This window comes from Lactobacillus sp. XV31L (assembly GCF_059900865.1).
Window position 1 is genome coordinate 39,687 of record NZ_JBWXGC010000009.1, and the last position, 15,583, is coordinate 55,269.

The 15,583-nt window shown below is 45.2% G+C and carries 17 protein-coding genes and 1 pseudogene; 2 read left to right on the top strand and 16 right to left on the bottom strand.

Going from position 1 to position 15,583, the window contains the following annotated elements; translation table 11 throughout:
* Window positions 1-260: 260 nt before the first annotated feature.
* The 13 genes from rplA to AC2JF7_RS07070 all read right to left on the bottom strand — a co-directional run bounded on the left by rplA (window position 261) and on the right by AC2JF7_RS07070 (window position 10,355).
* A complete protein-coding gene (rplA, locus tag AC2JF7_RS07010) occupies window positions 261-953 on the bottom strand; it encodes a 50S ribosomal protein L1 (protein WP_500727975.1) in 693 nt (230 codons plus the stop codon).
* A 71-nt stretch (window positions 954-1,024) separates the two neighbouring features.
* Window positions 1,025-1,450, bottom strand: coding sequence for a 50S ribosomal protein L11 (gene rplK, locus AC2JF7_RS07015; RefSeq protein ID WP_034980336.1), 426 nt, complete (start codon window positions 1,448-1,450; stop codon window positions 1,025-1,027).
* Window positions 1,451-1,573: 123 nt separating this feature from the next.
* Complete coding sequence (gene nusG / locus AC2JF7_RS07020; RefSeq protein WP_500727976.1) at window positions 1,574-2,122, bottom strand: transcription termination/antitermination protein NusG; 549 nt, start codon at window positions 2,120-2,122, stop codon at window positions 1,574-1,576.
* 104 nt (window positions 2,123-2,226) lie between these two features.
* Window positions 2,227-2,397 carry a preprotein translocase subunit SecE gene (gene secE / locus AC2JF7_RS07025; RefSeq protein WP_500727977.1) on the bottom strand — a complete coding sequence of 57 codons (171 nt, stop codon included), beginning with the start codon at window positions 2,395-2,397 and terminating at the stop codon, window positions 2,227-2,229.
* Between the two features lie 6 nt (window positions 2,398-2,403).
* The gene (rpmG, locus tag AC2JF7_RS07030) at window positions 2,404-2,553 is read right to left on the bottom strand and encodes a 50S ribosomal protein L33 (protein ID WP_500727978.1); all 150 of its coding nucleotides are present in this window, start codon (window positions 2,551-2,553) and stop codon (window positions 2,404-2,406) included.
* 188 nt (window positions 2,554-2,741) lie between these two features.
* Entirely contained in the window at window positions 2,742-2,960 is a 219-nt protein-coding gene (locus tag AC2JF7_RS07035; protein ID WP_500727979.1) for a P8 family protein, read from the bottom strand.
* Between the two features lie 66 nt (window positions 2,961-3,026).
* The gene (locus tag AC2JF7_RS07040; protein WP_500727980.1) at window positions 3,027-3,602 is read right to left on the bottom strand and encodes a sigma-70 RNA polymerase sigma factor region 4 domain-containing protein; all 576 of its coding nucleotides are present in this window, start codon (window positions 3,600-3,602) and stop codon (window positions 3,027-3,029) included.
* A 249-nt stretch (window positions 3,603-3,851) separates the two neighbouring features.
* On the bottom strand, window positions 3,852-4,610 hold the full coding sequence (gene rlmB / locus AC2JF7_RS07045; protein WP_500728018.1) for a 23S rRNA (guanosine(2251)-2'-O)-methyltransferase RlmB: 759 nt from the start codon (window positions 4,608-4,610) through the stop codon (window positions 3,852-3,854).
* Window positions 4,597-5,040: a Mini-ribonuclease 3 gene (locus AC2JF7_RS07050; protein WP_500727981.1), complete on the bottom strand. Its 444-nt coding sequence runs from the start codon at window positions 5,038-5,040 to the stop codon at window positions 4,597-4,599. The genes rlmB and AC2JF7_RS07050 overlap by 14 nt, the downstream gene beginning before the upstream one ends.
* The gene (gene cysS / locus AC2JF7_RS07055) at window positions 5,033-6,463 is read right to left on the bottom strand and encodes a cysteine--tRNA ligase (protein WP_500727982.1); all 1,431 of its coding nucleotides are present in this window, start codon (window positions 6,461-6,463) and stop codon (window positions 5,033-5,035) included. Before cysS ends, AC2JF7_RS07050 begins: the two co-directional genes overlap by 8 nt.
* Before the next feature lie 382 nt (window positions 6,464-6,845).
* Window positions 6,846-8,351 (bottom strand): glutamate--tRNA ligase, encoded by a 1,506-nt coding sequence (gltX, locus tag AC2JF7_RS07060; protein WP_500727983.1) that lies wholly within the window; start codon window positions 8,349-8,351, stop codon window positions 6,846-6,848.
* 75 nt (window positions 8,352-8,426) lie between these two features.
* The gene (gene radA / locus AC2JF7_RS07065; protein WP_500727984.1) at window positions 8,427-9,803 is read right to left on the bottom strand and encodes a DNA repair protein RadA; all 1,377 of its coding nucleotides are present in this window, start codon (window positions 9,801-9,803) and stop codon (window positions 8,427-8,429) included.
* Window positions 9,804-10,355, bottom strand: coding sequence for a dCTP deaminase/dUTPase family protein (locus tag AC2JF7_RS07070; protein WP_500727985.1), 552 nt, complete (start codon window positions 10,353-10,355; stop codon window positions 9,804-9,806). It abuts the gene before it with no gap.
* Between the two features lie 115 nt (window positions 10,356-10,470).
* Here AC2JF7_RS07070 and AC2JF7_RS07075 point away from each other — a divergent pair, with 115 nt between their 5' ends.
* Both AC2JF7_RS07075 and pepC read left to right on the top strand, forming a co-directional pair.
* Window positions 10,471-10,773 (top strand): hypothetical protein, encoded by a 303-nt coding sequence (locus AC2JF7_RS07075; protein ID WP_500727986.1) that lies wholly within the window; start codon window positions 10,471-10,473, stop codon window positions 10,771-10,773.
* A gap of 258 nt (window positions 10,774-11,031) precedes the next feature.
* The gene (gene pepC, locus AC2JF7_RS07080) at window positions 11,032-12,378 is read left to right on the top strand and encodes an aminopeptidase C (protein WP_500727987.1); all 1,347 of its coding nucleotides are present in this window, start codon (window positions 11,032-11,034) and stop codon (window positions 12,376-12,378) included.
* Between the two features lie 86 nt (window positions 12,379-12,464).
* Here the strand turns inward: pepC and AC2JF7_RS07085 are convergent, their stop codons facing one another.
* From AC2JF7_RS07085 to AC2JF7_RS07095, 3 genes and pseudogenes are all read right to left on the bottom strand, one after another.
* Entirely contained in the window at window positions 12,465-12,758 is a 294-nt protein-coding gene (locus AC2JF7_RS07085; RefSeq protein WP_500727988.1) for a nucleoside triphosphate pyrophosphohydrolase, read from the bottom strand.
* Window positions 12,759-12,778: 20 nt separating this feature from the next.
* Window positions 12,779-14,258 (bottom strand): annotated as a pseudogene (gene galT / locus AC2JF7_RS07090) (UDP-glucose--hexose-1-phosphate uridylyltransferase).
* A gap of 13 nt (window positions 14,259-14,271) precedes the next feature.
* The gene (locus AC2JF7_RS07095) at window positions 14,272-15,438 is read right to left on the bottom strand and encodes a galactokinase (protein ID WP_500727989.1); all 1,167 of its coding nucleotides are present in this window, start codon (window positions 15,436-15,438) and stop codon (window positions 14,272-14,274) included.
* Window positions 15,439-15,583 lie beyond the last annotated feature (145 nt).

The window sequence follows — 15,583 nt, forward strand, 5'->3', positions numbered from 1 at the left end:
ATTGTGGTCGTGTTGACATATATTAACAAGCACAAATAGAAAAGGACAGCCGCACAAAAATCTTCGCAGATTATGGGCTTGGTCTCTGATCAAATAACAATAATTTAGCAGATTAACCTTGACACAGGTGCCCAAAATTCAAAAAATGGCTTGTCATCACCAGTCTTCTTTTTATTGTTATTACAACACAATCATTTAGCGTAACTAAAAATCCTGCTACCAGAATAAGTTCTAGTAACAGGATTTTTTAAATTCACTTATTAATCTAAGTTGAGTGGATCCAGCTTGATGCCAGGGCCAAAAGTTGCGGCAACAGCCACACTCTTAATGTATTGACCCTTAGCAGCTGATGGACGGGCACGTAAAATAACGTCGCGCAGTGCATCAAAGTTTTCGATCAACTGTTCATCAGTGAATGAAACCTTACCAATAGCAGCGTGAATGGCAGCTTGACGGTCAACCCGGTATTCAACTTGACCAGCCTTAACGTTCTTAACAGCCTTTTCAATGTCCATGGTTACAGTACCAGTCTTAGGGTTTGGCATTAAGCCCTTAGGTCCTAAGATCCGGCCTAAGCGACCTACCTTAGCCATCATTGTTGGTGTTGCAACAACGACGTCAAAGTCTAGGTAGCCATTTTGCACCTTTTCAACCAAGTCGTCAGAGCCAACTTCGTCAGCACCAGCGGCCTTGGCTTGTTCAGCTTGTGGGCCTTCAGCAAAGACAACCACCTTCTGCGTCTTACCAGTACCGTTTGGCAGTACCAGTGAGCCCCGGATTTGTTGGTCAGCTTGCTTAGGGTCAACGCTCAAGTTGTATGAAACTTCAACTGAAGCATCAAAGCCTGCATATGAAGTTTCTTTAACCAACTTCATAGCCTCAGCAACTGAATATAGCTTCTTTGCGTCTACTTTTTTAGCAGCTTCTAAATATTTTTTACCATGCTTTGGCATGTGATTTCCTCCTTAATATGTGGTCAAGCAAGCCAGCGGCTCTCCCACCTAAAATGTTATAAATAACAGGATTAGTCTTCGACTTCGATACCCATGCTTCTAGCAGTACCTTCGATCATCCGCATAGCAGCTTCGACATCAGCAGCGTTAAGGTCCTTCATCTTGGTTTCAGCAATTTCCTTAACCTGATCCTTAGTGACCTTACCAACTTTCTTGGTGTTTGGTTCACCGGATGCCTTGTCGATCTTAGCTGCTTGCTTCAAAAGAACTGGAGCTGGTGGAGTCTTAGTTACAAATTCGAATGAACGATCTTCGTAAACTGTGATGACTACAGGAATAATCATGCCTTTTTGGTCAGCAGTTCTAGCATTGAAGTCTTTGGTAAAGCCAACAATGTTAATTCCCGCTTGACCTAAAGCAGGACCAACTGGGGGTGCAGGCGTTGCTGCACCAGCTGGTATTTGTAATTTGACAACGTTAATAACTTTCTTTGCCACGGTCAATACCTCCTTGATTCCGTGCGTGGTTAAAATGGGAAATAAATACTTCCCTCCCACAATAATAAAAGTACCTTAATATGATACCATCGTTTACCTAGTTTTGCAATGTTTCAAACAAGTTTAGCTAATTTTCTTAACCTGATCGTAATCTAATTCAGTAGTAGTTGCACGGCCAAACATGTCAACTGAAACAAAAAGCTTATAACGATCTGGCTGGACCTCGGTGATTTTACCTTCAATACCATTGAAAGCCCCATCAGTAATCGTGACCATCTCACCCACTTCAAATTCAATTTGTGGCCGCTTGGCTGGTTCACCCTGCTGGCGCAATAGTCGATTCACTTCTTCTTCTAATAATGGCGATGGCTTGGAGCCACCACCGTGTGAACCAACAAAGCCGGTAACGTTAGGCGTGTTACGGACCACAAACCAACTTTCATCCGTCATTACCATTTCAACTAGCACGTATCCTGGGAAGACTTTTTCTTCAACTTTTTTCTTCTTGTCGTTGACCTTTTCGACTTTTTCTTGTTCTGGCACCATCACCCGAAAGATGTAGTCTTGCATCCCCATGCTTTGCGCACGTGACAACAAGTCGGACCTAACCTTGTCCTCATAACCTGAATAAGTATGGAGCACGTACCATTGCTTCTTAACTGTTTCAACCATTATTGCTTTTTCTCCTTTAATTTTTTGGCAAACAAAAAAACCTCCACGCCAGAGGTCTTTTTCAGTTATATTTATTGTAACACACATAGAACGACATTTCTATTTTACATTACCAATTGGGTTAAACTGCTAAATAGCAAGTCGAGCAAGCCCAAGTATGCAGCAAACAAGATTGAAGTCACAATGACGGTCCCTGTATCGTGCCGGTTCTGCTTAGCGCTTGGCCACGTTACCAGTCGCATTTCTTCGCCAACACTCTTAAAAAACTTAATCATTACCTCTTACCTCGTTTCCTTATGTAAAGTTATTTTGCCACAATGCTTGCAAAACTTTTTCAATTCAAGCCGCTGAGTGCGATTCTTCCCTGCGGTGATCGAGTAATTACGCGAGCCGCATACGCTGCAGGCCAAAGATGCTTTTTTCACTGCCATAATCTCACTTCCAAACTACTATATTATAGCAAAAATTTTTTAATAAGCAATTTACTAGTAATCTTAATTGATTCTTTATTTGCTTTTACTTACTTAGGAATAAAGGCAGCTGCCTTTTTGTAAGCAACTGCCTTATGGTGGCCAAACATTGCGTGACCACCAGACGTAGAACATTGGATTAGTCGGATTTACTTCTTAAGATTTTCATTTACGAAGGATTCGATCTGGTCGTCAGAATAATCTAGGAACGGAAGCATTGCCTCTTCCGTCTTGATGGTATCTCTACCATTCTTTTCCATAAAATAATCCCACAAAGTATCTCTAACTGGAACATCTGAATTGCTCCAGTCAAATACCTCCTTCATGTGACGATCTAACAGTGCAGTCTTAATAACATCTTCAGCCATCTTAATTACCTCCTAAAAATATCCTACACAAGTTATTATAACGCGTTTTAGCAAGCATGGTTAATATTAGCTAAGAAGTACCTTGCGCATCTTTTGCAGAACACGCGAACGTGCCCGCAAGAGCATAACGGAATCAACATTCTTTGATGAGCATACCTCTTCAGGCTTAATAGTGCCAAGTACTATTAAAAGTGCGCAAATTTCAAGATTTGACAAGCTATCAACCAGTTCAGCCATAGTCTCACTCAGGGGAACAGCAGGGGTCTGGCAAAAGTTTTGGCGTAATGGATTCAGCCCGCTATCTATGGCTTTTTCAAGTGAAATTGCTTCGGTCAGAGCTTTGCGTCTGTATGCCGTATCATATCTGACCAAGGTCTTGGCATGGTTGGCTAACCGCGTCTTATAATAGCTGCCAAAACACCCGCGACTAGCATTATAATCCAAAGCCGACTGGTAACAAACAATTAGTGCATCCTGCTCCCAGTCCTGGTTGTCATAATAGCGCACATGATACTTGCGCTTGATGCTGGCAATAAGTGGTTGATAAGCATGACACAAGTCTGTTAAAGCATCATCATTGCCAGCTTTAACCTGAGTGATCAATTTTTGCTCCAATGCCAAAGCGCGTTCAAAATTTTTCATTGCCGTTCTCCTTTTCTTGTATTCTTAACTTCAAAGTGAAGAATACAAAGACAATGCGTTGGACAACATCGAACCGCTGTTCATTTATAACAATAAAATTTAAATGTCATTTGATTTTAAAACGAACAAACCGGTCCGTTAAATTAGTTATCTTTCAGAAAAACTAGTGAAAGTCAGACCTTTTGCATCGGTCGTTCTTTTACTCAAAACAAAAAATCATCCCACTTGCTTTGGGATGATTTTGCCTGTTTATTTAGAAATAGGGTTGCGGCTGTTAAGCATCTGGTAGAGCAAAACTCCAGTGGCCACACTGGCATTGAGTGACTGGACGTGCCCGACCATTGGCAGGGTCAGCATCTGGTCCATCTGTTCCTTGAGCAGGCGAGAGATTCCCTTGCCTTCATTGCCAATAACTAAAACTGTCTTGCCGCGTGCACTCCACTTACGGTAGTCAGTACCTGCCATGTCAGTACCAAACAGCCAGTAGCCCCGCTTTTTAAGCATTTGACTGGTCTGTACGAGATTGTTGACCCGGGCAACAGGCACATAGTCCATAGCACCGGTAGCCGTCTTGGCGACTACCGAAGTAAGCCCAGTAGCCCGGCGTTTAGGGATAATGATAGCATCAACCCCCGTTGCATCAGCAGACCGAAGGATTGACCCCAGGTTGTGGGGGTCCTCGATTGAATCCAGCATTAGCAAAAATGGTTCTTTTTCATTGTGATCAAACTCATCTAAGAGTTCATCTAGGTCTGCATACCCAAAGCTAGCTACAGTCAAGACTAGGCCTTGGTGGTTTTCGCCCTGGACCAAGCGATCTAGTTTGCTTTTGGGAACCGATTGAATAATCAAGCCCTTCTTCTTAGCCAGGCCAACCACCTCGCTAGCAAAGCTTTCTTGTACCCCTTGTTGCAAAAAGACCTTGTTGATACGTCCACTATCTTGAGTCTTTAAAAAATCTAGCCCGGCATGTTTGCCAAAAACAAAATCCTTGTCAGTCGAAGTCATATTGATCAATGCCGCCTTCCTCTACCATTTTAATGCACCACAATGTTAACTCCTGGATGCGGTCTCTTCGACCCAGTAGTTCCAAATAACCCCAAACAGCCTCAAAGCCAGTAGATAGCTGGTAGGTAGCTAGACTCGTGTTTTTGGCCTTAGTGTGAGACTTGGAATTACGGCCACGGTGAAAGGTCGCCAATTCGTCTGGCTCGAGCAGACTGTCGTCTTGCAGCTTGGTAATCAATGAAGCCTGTGCCTTGGCTGACACATAATGGGTCGCCTGCCGCTGCAAAACTTGCGGTTTGACAATGCCACACTTGATCAGGTGCCGGCGAATGTCTATTTCATACACCGCATCACCTAGATATGCCAGCGTTTGCCCGTTCAATGTGTCCGGATTGACGTCTTCTTCCACCATTTTTTTATTTTTAATCACGTTTCCACCTTGTTCCTTGTGGGGTATCTTCTACGGTAATGCCCATCTTCTTCAATTGGTCGCGGAGCTGGTCGCTCTTGAGCCAATCCTTGTTCTTGCGCGCCTCTTCGCGCTCCTTAATCAACGCGGTGATTTCGGCATCACGATTGTCTGGCACGTGCGCCTTGGCCACCAATTGCTTTGCATCAATTCCAAAGATTCCTAGCCAGTCGGTGAGCAATTTTTGGGCAAGCTCAAGTGTCTCCTTGTCAACACTTGGCGCATTTAAATTGGCGTTGATTTCTGGCAATAGGTCATAAATGGCAGCGAGTGCATTCTGGACATTAAAGTCATCATCCATAGCGTCAATAAAATCATGCTTAGTCTTGGTTAAAGCCTTTACCAAAGTCTGCGATCTTACCCCAGTTGTCTCATCGTTTAACCTGTAATCCACGTTGACCAGTGTATTTTTAAAACGGGTAAGAATAGTCTGAGCCTGGTCTAAATTAGCATGTGAATAGTTAATCTGCCTGCGGTAGTGGACACTGGCCATGAAAAAGCGTAAGACTTGCGGATCCACTTCTTTGAGCAATTCGTGCACTGTGACAAAGTTGTGCAGGGACTTAGACATCTTCTCTTGGTCCGAACCTACCGTGACAAAGCCGTTATGCATCCAGTAGCGGACAAACTTTTTGCCTGTTGCAGCTTCGCTTTGGGCCAGTTCATTCTCATGGTGGGGAAATTCTAAGTCTTGGCCGCCACCGTGAATGTCAATCGTTTCGCCTAAATATTTCGTCGCCATGACGGAACATTCAATGTGCCAACCGGGTCTGCCCTTGCCCCAAGGAGAGTTCCAGGCAATTTCATCAGGCTGCTTCTGCTTTTTCCATAGGGCAAAGTCAATTGGGTCTTCTTTGCGAGCCTGGTCTCTAGTACTGATGTGTTCAGATGCCCCTTCTTCCAGCTCGCTAAGATTCTGACCACTGAGCTCCCCGTAGTGCTCAAACTTGCGTGCCCTGTAATAAACATCTCCATCTATTTCATAAGCATAGCCTTGGGCAATCAGCTTCTGGATAAAAGCAATGATCGCCTTAATTTCATGTGTTGCCCTTGGATTTAGGGTAGCCGGTAACACATTAAGCGCCGCCGTATCCTCTTGGTAGGCCTTGATGTAGCGGTCAGCAAGTTCAGGTACGGAAGTCTTTTCAGCACGAGCTTCATTGATCATCTTGTCGTCTACATCAGTAAAGTTGGATACGAAGTTGACCCTGTAGCCCCGATATTCGAAGTAGCGGCGAATGGTATCAAAGGCAATCGCGCTGCGCGCGTTGCCAATATGGATATAGTTGTAAACCGTTGGCCCGCAGACATACATGGTGATCTGGCCGGGCTTAAGCGACCGGAATTCTTCCTTAGTCTTGGTCAAAGTATTGTAAATTTTCACGCGGCTAACTTCCCTTTCTAGTAAAACTATCATTTTCATTTTACCAGAAATTGACCCAGATGCTAAATGACAACACCAGTATAAATTACAGCTTTGCGCATCCTATCTCATGCAAAGATACCCTGATAGAAGAAAAGAGGATAGAAGATTTCTTTGGCATCCTAAAGCTAAAAACGTCCTGTGGTGTTTTAAATAGAATTTTTAAAACTTGTTACCCCCAGAAGATATATTGAGTACTACACAATCAAAGTAAACCAAAAAAACTAACTCCACTTATAAATATTGGAAGTTAGCCTTTAAGTTGAAACCTATTAAACTAATCTAATTTAGAGATTCACAATTGCTCCTGCTAAAGGAGCTTTTTTCGTTTTTATATAGTTAATTATAAGCCGTTCTCACTCATCTGCTTTAAGGTCAAGTCCAGGTGCTCAAGCACACGGTCCTTACCCAGCAGTTCCATAGCTTCGCCAATCCCAGGACCAACCATCGACCGAGTAGTCGCAATCCGAATAGGCATGAAGAGCCGTCTGCCCTTAATGCCGGTCTCCCGGCGAGTAGCCTGGACAGCATTCATGATTTGGACAGCTGTGAAGCGTGGAAGCAAGTCAAGCTGCTTTTTGAACTCTTCAATAACTGGCCGGGCGTCATCCTTACGGATCTCGTCAATTTCTTCAGACGACAAGTCCTTTGGCGCATCAAAGAAAATCTTAGCCAGGTCAATAATCTGCTTAGTATAAGACATCTGCACAGAATAAATATTGACCAGCTGGCGCACCCACTCCAGCTTTTCAGGAGTCGGATCTTTTTCAACCAAACCTTCTTCTTGCAAATTGGCTAGTGCCAGATCAAGGAGCGTGTCGCGGTCAGCTTGCTTGATGTGCTGGTTGTTAATCCATTCCAGCTTCTTGCGGTCAAAGGCAGCCGGCGATTTGGACAGGCGGCTTGGGTCGAACTGCTTGATCAGGTCGCGCTGATTGTAGATTTCGCCTTCGCCAACCGGAGACCAACCGAGCAACGTGATAAAGTTGAACATTGCATCTGGCAGGTAACCCATGTCGCGGTATTGCTCGATGAACTGGAGAATTGACGGGTCTTTCTCACGCTTGGATAATTTCTTGCCGGTGGCAGCATTGATAATCAAGGTCATGTGACCGAACTTGGGAGGTTCCCAGCCTAATGCCTGATAAACTGCCAGTTGCTTCGGCGTGTTAGACACGTGGTCATCACCGCGCAAGACGTGGGTAATTTCCATCAAGTGGTCATCGACAACAACGGCAAAATTGTAAGTGGGCATGCCGTCGCGCTTTTGAATGACGAAGTCACCACCGATGGTAGCAGATTCAAAGCTAAGGTGACCCTTGACGATGTCATCCCAAGAATAAGTTTCCATTTCAGGAATATGAATACGGACAACTGGCTTCAAGCCCTTAGCTTGGGCCTCTTTTTGCTTTTGCTCAATTTCAGCAGCCGTCATGCCTTCATATTCATAGGTATAGTGCGGTGCAATGCCCATTGCGCGCTGCTCTTCACGCTGCTCTTCCAATTCTTCTTCAGTCTTGTAGGAGTAATAAGCCTTGTCTTCAGCAATCAATTGCTGGATGTACTTTTGATACAGGTCCTTGCGCTCAGACTGACGATAAGGACCAAAGTCTCCGCCCTTATCAGGACCCTCATCCCAGTCAATGCCTAACCAGTGCAAGTTGTCCATCTGTGACTTCGAACCGCCCTCAACGTTGCGCTTTTGGTCAGTGTCTTCAATTCTGAGGACAAAAGTACCCTTGTTGTGCCGCGCAAACAAGTAGTTAAACAGTGCTGTGCGTGCATTACCGATATGTAAGTGCCCAGTTGGACTCGGGGCATACCTTACCCGTATTTTTTGTTTTGCCAAAATTCATGCCTCTTTCAATATAGAAAATTCAAACAATTTTAGTTTACCCGTAATACTGCAAAAGTTCAATGGATCCTAGCCCAAAACCAACTTTAGCGCCTGCGGGATACTGGAAACTGGAATCACTTCGATGCCTTGCTCTTTAAGACTTGCGCGCATGTTGTGCTTGGGAATGAAAATCCGCTTGAAGCCAGTCTTAGCAGCTTCTTTAATGCGGGCATCAATCTGGTTGACCCGACGCACCTCGCCCGTTAACCCAACTTCACCAACAAAGCAGTCAGTGGGCAGAATTTCTTGGTTCTTGTAGCTTGAGGCAACTGCCATAACCACGGCCAAGTCAACAGCGGGTTCGTTCAAGCGAATGCCACCAGTAGCCGTCAGGTAAACATCTTGGTTTTGCAGCATTAAGTTGCCCCGCTTTTCCAGCACTGCAAGCAGGAGGGAAGCCCGATTGTAGTCAATCCCTGATGTCGTCCGCTTGGCATAGCCAAAGGCAGTGGGCGTGACAAGAGCCTGAATTTCCGCTAATATTGGCCGCGTTCCTTCCAGCGAAACCACAACCGCCGAACCCGTTGACTGCGGCAGACGTTCGTCTAGAAAGATAGCCGATGGGTTGGTTACTTCCTGCAAACCCTTATGGACCATCTCAAACATGCCAATCTCGTTAGCTGCTCCAAAGCGATTCTTAACTGAATGCAAGATACGGTATGCATGGTGTTCGTCACCTTCAAAGTAGAGCACGGTGTCAACCATGTGTTCCAAGATTTTGGGGCCAGCAATTGTACCTTCCTTAGTCACGTGGCCAATGACAAAGATCGTGATGGCATCCATCTTGGCAATCTTCATCAATTCGCTAGTAACTTCTCTTACCTGTGAAGCTGAACCCGTCATCGAGTCCAGGCTAGGCTCATTCATCGTCTGGATGGAATCAATCACAACAAAGTCAGGTTGAAGTTCTTCAATTTGCTGGCGGATGTCTTCCATGTCGGTTTCGGGAAAGAGCAACATATCGCTAGCTTCAAGGCCCAAACGCGTTGCGCGCAGCTTGATCTGATTGGCTGACTCTTCGCCTGACACATACAGTACCTTGTGTTTGCGCGATAAGTCACTCATAATCTGCAACATCAGAGTCGACTTGCCAATGCCGGGGTCCCCACCAATAAGAACAAGAGACCCGGGGACAATGCCCCCGCCCAGCACCCGATTCAGTTCACCAGAACTGGTTTGAACCCGCTCTTCTTTTTCAGCCTTAACCTGGTCAAGCTTAACGGGCTCGCTCACACCAGTTTTCTTGATCAAGCGGCTAGGACTGCCCTTAGTCGACCGGTTGGCAACTGCCTCCGTTTCTTTTTCAAATTGATTCCACGCCCCGCAATTAGGGCAGCGACCCAAGTAACTGGCTGAAATATAGCCGCAAGAGCGGCACTTATACTTAGTTCTGATTTTTGCCATTTACTTCTCCTTCTTGTTAGTTGAACCAAAGCCACTTGCGCGCAATCGACTGACCGGTTCGTCGTCATCCGTCTTCAAGTATTGCACAAACACACCCTGAGCGATGCGGTCACCCTTAGAAATTTTAATCGGTCTGACGCCATAGTTAAGGAGCTGGGCAAAGATCTCCCCTTCATTATCGGCATTGTTGTAGTAGTCGGCATCAACCACCCCAATACCATTAGGCAGGCAAAGATTGCGCTTAAAAGTGTTGGAGGACCGGTTAGCCAAGATTAAAACCTCATCTTCCGGCATGTATGCCTTGACCCCAGTTGGCACCAAAAAAGGCTTCAAAACGCTATCGGCCTGGTCGTAGTCTGGTTCATACAGCTGGTGCCCATTTCTAATAATCCGAAAAATACGTACAAAGTTGAGCCGCCAGATGCTGGGAATTACCATGTCCTGCGCCGCTTCTAAATCATAACCAGCACTAGCAATGGTCTGTCGTCTGGGTAGACTGATGCTTTTGTCTTGATACTTAGATACAATTTCAAAACCCCGTGTTTTATCCATTTTTTCTCCTTATAAAGTTATCATCCACTATTCTACAATAAATTGCGCGTTTTATATGAAAATCAACTATAATTAACTACGTAATTATGCAAATTTTATTCTTAAAGGAAAAATCATGTTCAGTATTAATGACTCCCACCAGTATTTCGAAAACTATGATGACAATGACGTCTTGACCTGTCGCTGGACCATGGATAAGATTGAACGCACGGACGGTCAAGTCTGGATAATGAACCACATGTTTATCAACCCAGATGCAGACCAAGATCAGGTCTTGCGCGAAGAAATGGAAACCGTCCAGCTGCTTGCACAGGAATCACACTTGCCGGTCTGGCCACTGGACCCCATGGTCATTGACTACTTCAAGCACCATCCCGAATTTGACAAGATCTGGTACCACAAACCGGCTGACTCGTAATAGTAAAGGAAAGACTCGGGAATTTACATCTTTTTGCCTAATATTGGGACTAATTGCACTAGTTTTTAGGGTTGGGTTGCCATTTCAACAAGTGCTGGCTAGTTGATTCTGGTAAAGTCGTCAGCTTGCTTTTAGCTATCTTTATTTGTTTTTTAACTCCGAATGACATGTGAGCCAAAAGTTAGCTTGCCATAATAGACTAGCAAGCATAGATAGGCTAAAATAGTAGGTAATTAACTTTAAGGAGGAATAATTTACATGACAAAAGAAATCACCACTGATGCTGTTGCTAATTACACCGCTGACTTAGCCAAGCACGCCGGCTTTAACATTGCCAGTCACGCTGCCCAAGAAAACGGCATTTACAAGGCCAGCCAAAACTTGCAATCCAAGATTGACCTGACCCCGACTTTTTCAATTGAAATTGAAACGGGCAAGCCAGCTGATCAGAAGCAATCTGGCCGCTGCTGGATGTTCTCTGCATTAAACACCATGCGCCACCCATTGCAAAAGAGTTACAAGATCAAGGACTTCGAACTATCCCAAAACTACACTAACTTCTGGGACAAGTTCGAAAAGTCAAACTGGTTCTTTGAAAATGTAATTGCTTCAGCTGACAAGCCATTGGGTGACCGCAAGGTCAGCTTCTTGTTTGCCACCCCGCAGCAAGATGGCGGCCAATGGGACATGCTCTGCGGCTTGATTGAAAAGTACGGCATCGTACCAAAGTCAGTCTATCCTGAAACGGCTAACGCAACTAATTCCAGTGCTTTAAACGACACGCTGAACACGCTCTTGCGCAAGGACGGCTTGGTCTTGCGCGACTTAGTTAAGGCCGGCAAGACAGAAGATGAAGTTGCAGCGCGCAAGAATGAGTTCTTGAACGATGTCTTCCGCATCCTAGCTGTTTCTCTGGGTGTACCACCTAAGAAATTCGACTTTGAATACAAGGATGACGAGGGCAACTACCACCGCGATGCTGCCATTACTCCTAAGGAATTCTTTGATAAGTATGTCGGCATGAACTTAGAAGACCACGTTTCTGTCATCAACTCACCAACTGCAGACAAGCCTTACCACAAGGTCTTTTCTGTTGAATACTTGGGGAATGTAGTTGGCGGTCGCCAAGTCCGCCACCTCAACTTGAAGATTGAGGAGATGAAGGATCTTATCATCAAGCAGCTCAAAGCTGAGGAAGTGGTTTGGTTTGGTTCTAATGTGGGCAAGAATTCTGAACGCCAACTCGGTCTGCTGGATACTAACATTTACAAGCGCGATGAACTCTTTGACGTTGACTTTTCAATGTCGAAGGCTGAAAAATTAGACTCCGGTGAAAGCATGATGGACCATGCTATGGTTATCACTGGTGTTGACCTGGTTGACGGCCAACCAACCAAGTGGAAGATTGAAAACTCCTGGGGTGAAAAGCCAGGCTTTAAGGGCTACTTTGTTATGAGCGACTCTTGGTTTGACTCCTTTGTCTACCAAGCCGTGATCAACAAGAAGTTCCTGTCAGAAGACTTGCAAAAGGACTTTGACGAAGGTGCCAAGGACCCAATCGAGTTGCTTCCTTGGGATCCAATGGGTGCTTTAGCTTTCAAGTAAGTTACTAGTAAACTATTATATTAAAAGTCAAAAAGGTGTTGAGAAAGCTCAACACCTTTTTAATTTGCAAAAGTAACCGCCGCTTCTTATTGCTTCATCGACCAGAATTCACTGAAGCCGCCATTTGATGACCGTTTCTTTTCAACCTGCTTGAGAAAATCATCGTGGCTAATGCCAATATACTTTAAATAGGCTTGCAGAACTTCATAGACGTCGCCTAACTCTTCAATTAGGTTAGTCTCTGTCTTGGCCTCTACCACTTCGTTTGTCTCCTCAACTAGTTTCTTTTTCAGGGCCGGTTCGATCTCGGCTGCACTTAACTTGCAGAAGCTGGCTTTCTTTGCTAATTCAGGAATCTTATCCCGTACCAATTTTTCCATCTATCCTTATTTCTTTCTCTTTATACTAGGCCCACTACTTGTGCAAAGCGCATAAAGGCTGCATGACCCTCTTCGGTCTGCTTGAAGACACCAGCATCTTCTAAAACGCGAGCAAAGACTTGGCCTAATCCAGCTTGCAAGATCTGGTCCACATTTGCCGGTGTAATGTGGTTTCTTTGCTTAATTGAGCGGGCCCAGTCCAGATGTATAGGCGCCAACTCATTTGGTTCGTCCAATAAGTAGTGCTTCACTTCCAGCAGTTCTGACTTCAAGCGTGGAGGCAGAATAGCTAGGCCCATTACCTCAATCAAGCCAATGTTTTCTTTTTTAATGTGTTGAACATCAGGATGCGGGTGAAAGATGCCATCCGGATATTGGATTGAAGTTTGATTATCACGCAAAACCAAGTCAAGTTCAAAGTCAGACTCGCGGCGACGCGCAATAGGCGTCACTGTATGATGGCGCACGCCAGCTGTTTTTGCTCGCACATCCACTGTCTCATCGCTATACCTATTCCAAGTATCAGCAATCTTAGTTGCCAATTCCACCAACAGATCACGCTTTTGACTACGCAAACGAATCACGGACATGGGCCACTTGACGATTCCAGCCCGCACACTAGAAAAGCCCTTAAAGTTTAGTTCTGTGCTAATCTCGGCTTCTTCCATGGCAAACTTATGGCGACCGCCCTGGTAGTGCTCGTGGGATAAAATTGACCCTCCAACAATTGGCAAGTCGGCATTGCTACCAGCAAAATAACCAGGAAAAAGTTCGACAATATTGAGCAAGTTAGCAAAAGTCTGGCGGTTAATAACCATTTTTTCATGTTTGGGCGAAAGAAAAATGCAGTGCTCGTTGAAATAAGCATAGGGCGAATACTGAAAGCCCCAATCTTCACCGGCCAGTTTAAAGCGAATAATACGGTGGTTGCGCCGATCCGGATAGTTGAGCCGGCCTAGGTACCCCTCATTCTCCATACACAGCTGGCAGAGCGGATAGCCCACTGGCTGGGCAGAGCGGGCCGCCGCAATTTCCTTGGGATCCTTCTCAGGCTTGGAGAGGTTAATAGTAATCTCCAAGTCACCATACTTGCTGGCAGCAGTGAAATAGATGTTCTGGGCAATTGCACGTGTTTTAATGTAGTCACTGCGTTTGCTCATCTGGTAAAAATCTTGGATAGCCCGCGCTGGCGACTTCTGGTAGCTTTCCCAAAAAGCCTTATTCACCTGGCTGGGCGGTAGCACAATCATGTTCAAGAGCTGCGTGCCCAAGATCGCACTGGCGGAATTACCTGGTTCGCAATGACCACTCGCCTGGGCAGCCTGAACAAGTTCATCTTGCAGGTCAAGCAGACTGCTGGCAGCAGTTTCTTGCTTGCGGGCTTCATCCCCCTACTAGTCCTAATATCCGGTTGCGCAAGTAAATTCGATGCAGCTCTTCATATTCACTGTTAGCAATTACCTGGGTAACAAACTTCTCAACTAAATTTGCCTTACTCATTTCTTCATCCCATTTACTGTAAAACCTTTGCACCATCTGCTGTTTCTGCCAGGTAAAACGATGGTTCATAGCCGATGGCCTGGACATAGATTTTGGCCACATTTTGCTTAAATACATCAACTAGGTCGCGCTTAACTACTGCAATTGCACATCCACCAAAACCTGCCCCAGTCATGCGCACACCCAAAGTGCCCGGCTGCTTCCAAGCCGCGTGCACTAAGGTGTCAAGTTCCTTGCCAGTTACCTCATAGTCGTATTCAAGTGAAACATGGGAAGCATTCAGCAGACGCCCAAACCGGCTCAAGTCACCATCTTGTAAATCCTTTTTAGCCAAAAGCGTACGCTGATTTTCCCAAACCGCATGACGGCAGCGCCTGAGCAAGTTGGCTTGTGGCAATAAGTAGCTATATTCATCAAGAGTAACCTCATCCAGTTCACCCAAAGACCTAATTTTGAGCTGCTCTTGTATGAGTTGCAGCCCTTTCTCACATTCGCTTCGGCGTTCGTTATACTTGGAATCAGAGAGCTCGCGCCGCTTGTTTGTGTTCATAATGACAATGACGTTGTCTTGCAGATCAAGCGGCACCATCTCATAGTCCAGAGTAGTTGTATCAAGCAAGATGGCCTGGTCTTTTTTACTCATGGCAACAGCGAACTGGTCCATGATGCCAGAATTGACCCCGATGAATTCGTTCTCAGTTTTAACACCCAACTTTACTAAGTCAAGACGATCAATAGTCAGTTTAAACTGGTCCTTAACAATCGTGCCCACTAGCATTTCTAGCGCAGCTGATGAAGATAAACCTGCTCCATCAGGAATATTGCCCTCAACATAGATATTGAGACCGTGGTCAATCTTGGCCCCACCAGCCAGGATAAAGTGTAGCATCCCCTTGGCGTAGTTGGCCCAAGAATCTTGTTTGGCATACTGGAGCTGATCCAGGTCTGCCTCAATCACCCCCTCTTGTGCAAAAGTGGATGAGTAAAACTTGAACTTGCGGTCCCGGCGTACGCTGACCGCACCATAGATGCCTAGTGAAATTGCACATGGAAAGACATGGCCACCATTGTAGTCAGTATGTTCACCAATTAGGTTAATCCGACCTGGTGAAAAATAATAGTCACTTGCCTCTTCATGGTAGATTTTTTTAAAGCCTGCCTGTAAACTTGTTTTTTGCATTATTCTCACTCTTTTTCTTTTTACGCACTCATAAAAGCGATTACAAGTTAATTATACCGCTTTTTCAGTTGGGGGTTAGACCAAGCTTTCATAATTGCTGCACTGGCCAAGCTAAATTAACCACAAATAAGGCAGGATTAAAACC

Bases quoted from the DNA above. Each gene is read 5' to 3' on its own strand.
- rplA (WP_500727975.1), bottom strand. From the start codon at position 953: ATGCCAAAGCATGGTAAAAAATATTTAGAAGCTGCTAAAAAAGTAGAC.
- nusG (WP_500727976.1), bottom strand. From the start codon at position 2,122: ATGGTTGAAACAGTTAAGAAGCAATGGTACGTGCTCCATACTTATTCA.
- secE (WP_500727977.1), bottom strand. From the start codon at position 2,397: ATGATTAAGTTTTTTAAGAGTGTTGGCGAAGAAATGCGACTGGTAACG.
- rpmG (WP_500727978.1), bottom strand. From the start codon at position 2,553: ATGGCAGTGAAAAAAGCATCTTTGGCCTGCAGCGTATGCGGCTCGCGT.
- AC2JF7_RS07035 (WP_500727979.1), bottom strand. From the start codon at position 2,960: ATGGCTGAAGATGTTATTAAGACTGCACTGTTAGATCGTCACATGAAG.
- AC2JF7_RS07040 (WP_500727980.1), bottom strand. From the start codon at position 3,602: ATGAAAAATTTTGAACGCGCTTTGGCATTGGAGCAAAAATTGATCACT.
- rlmB (WP_500728018.1), bottom strand. From the start codon at position 4,610: ATGACTTCGACTGACAAGGATTTTGTTTTTGGCAAACATGCCGGGCTA.
- radA (WP_500727984.1), bottom strand. From the start codon at position 9,803: ATGGCAAAAATCAGAACTAAGTATAAGTGCCGCTCTTGCGGCTATATT.
- AC2JF7_RS07070 (WP_500727985.1), bottom strand. From the start codon at position 10,355: ATGGATAAAACACGGGGTTTTGAAATTGTATCTAAGTATCAAGACAAA.
- AC2JF7_RS07075 (WP_500727986.1), top strand. From the start codon at position 10,471: ATGTTCAGTATTAATGACTCCCACCAGTATTTCGAAAACTATGATGAC.
- pepC (WP_500727987.1), top strand. From the start codon at position 11,032: ATGACAAAAGAAATCACCACTGATGCTGTTGCTAATTACACCGCTGAC.
- AC2JF7_RS07085 (WP_500727988.1), bottom strand. From the start codon at position 12,758: ATGGAAAAATTGGTACGGGATAAGATTCCTGAATTAGCAAAGAAAGCC.
- AC2JF7_RS07095 (WP_500727989.1), bottom strand. From the start codon at position 15,438: ATGCAAAAAACAAGTTTACAGGCAGGCTTTAAAAAAATCTACCATGAA.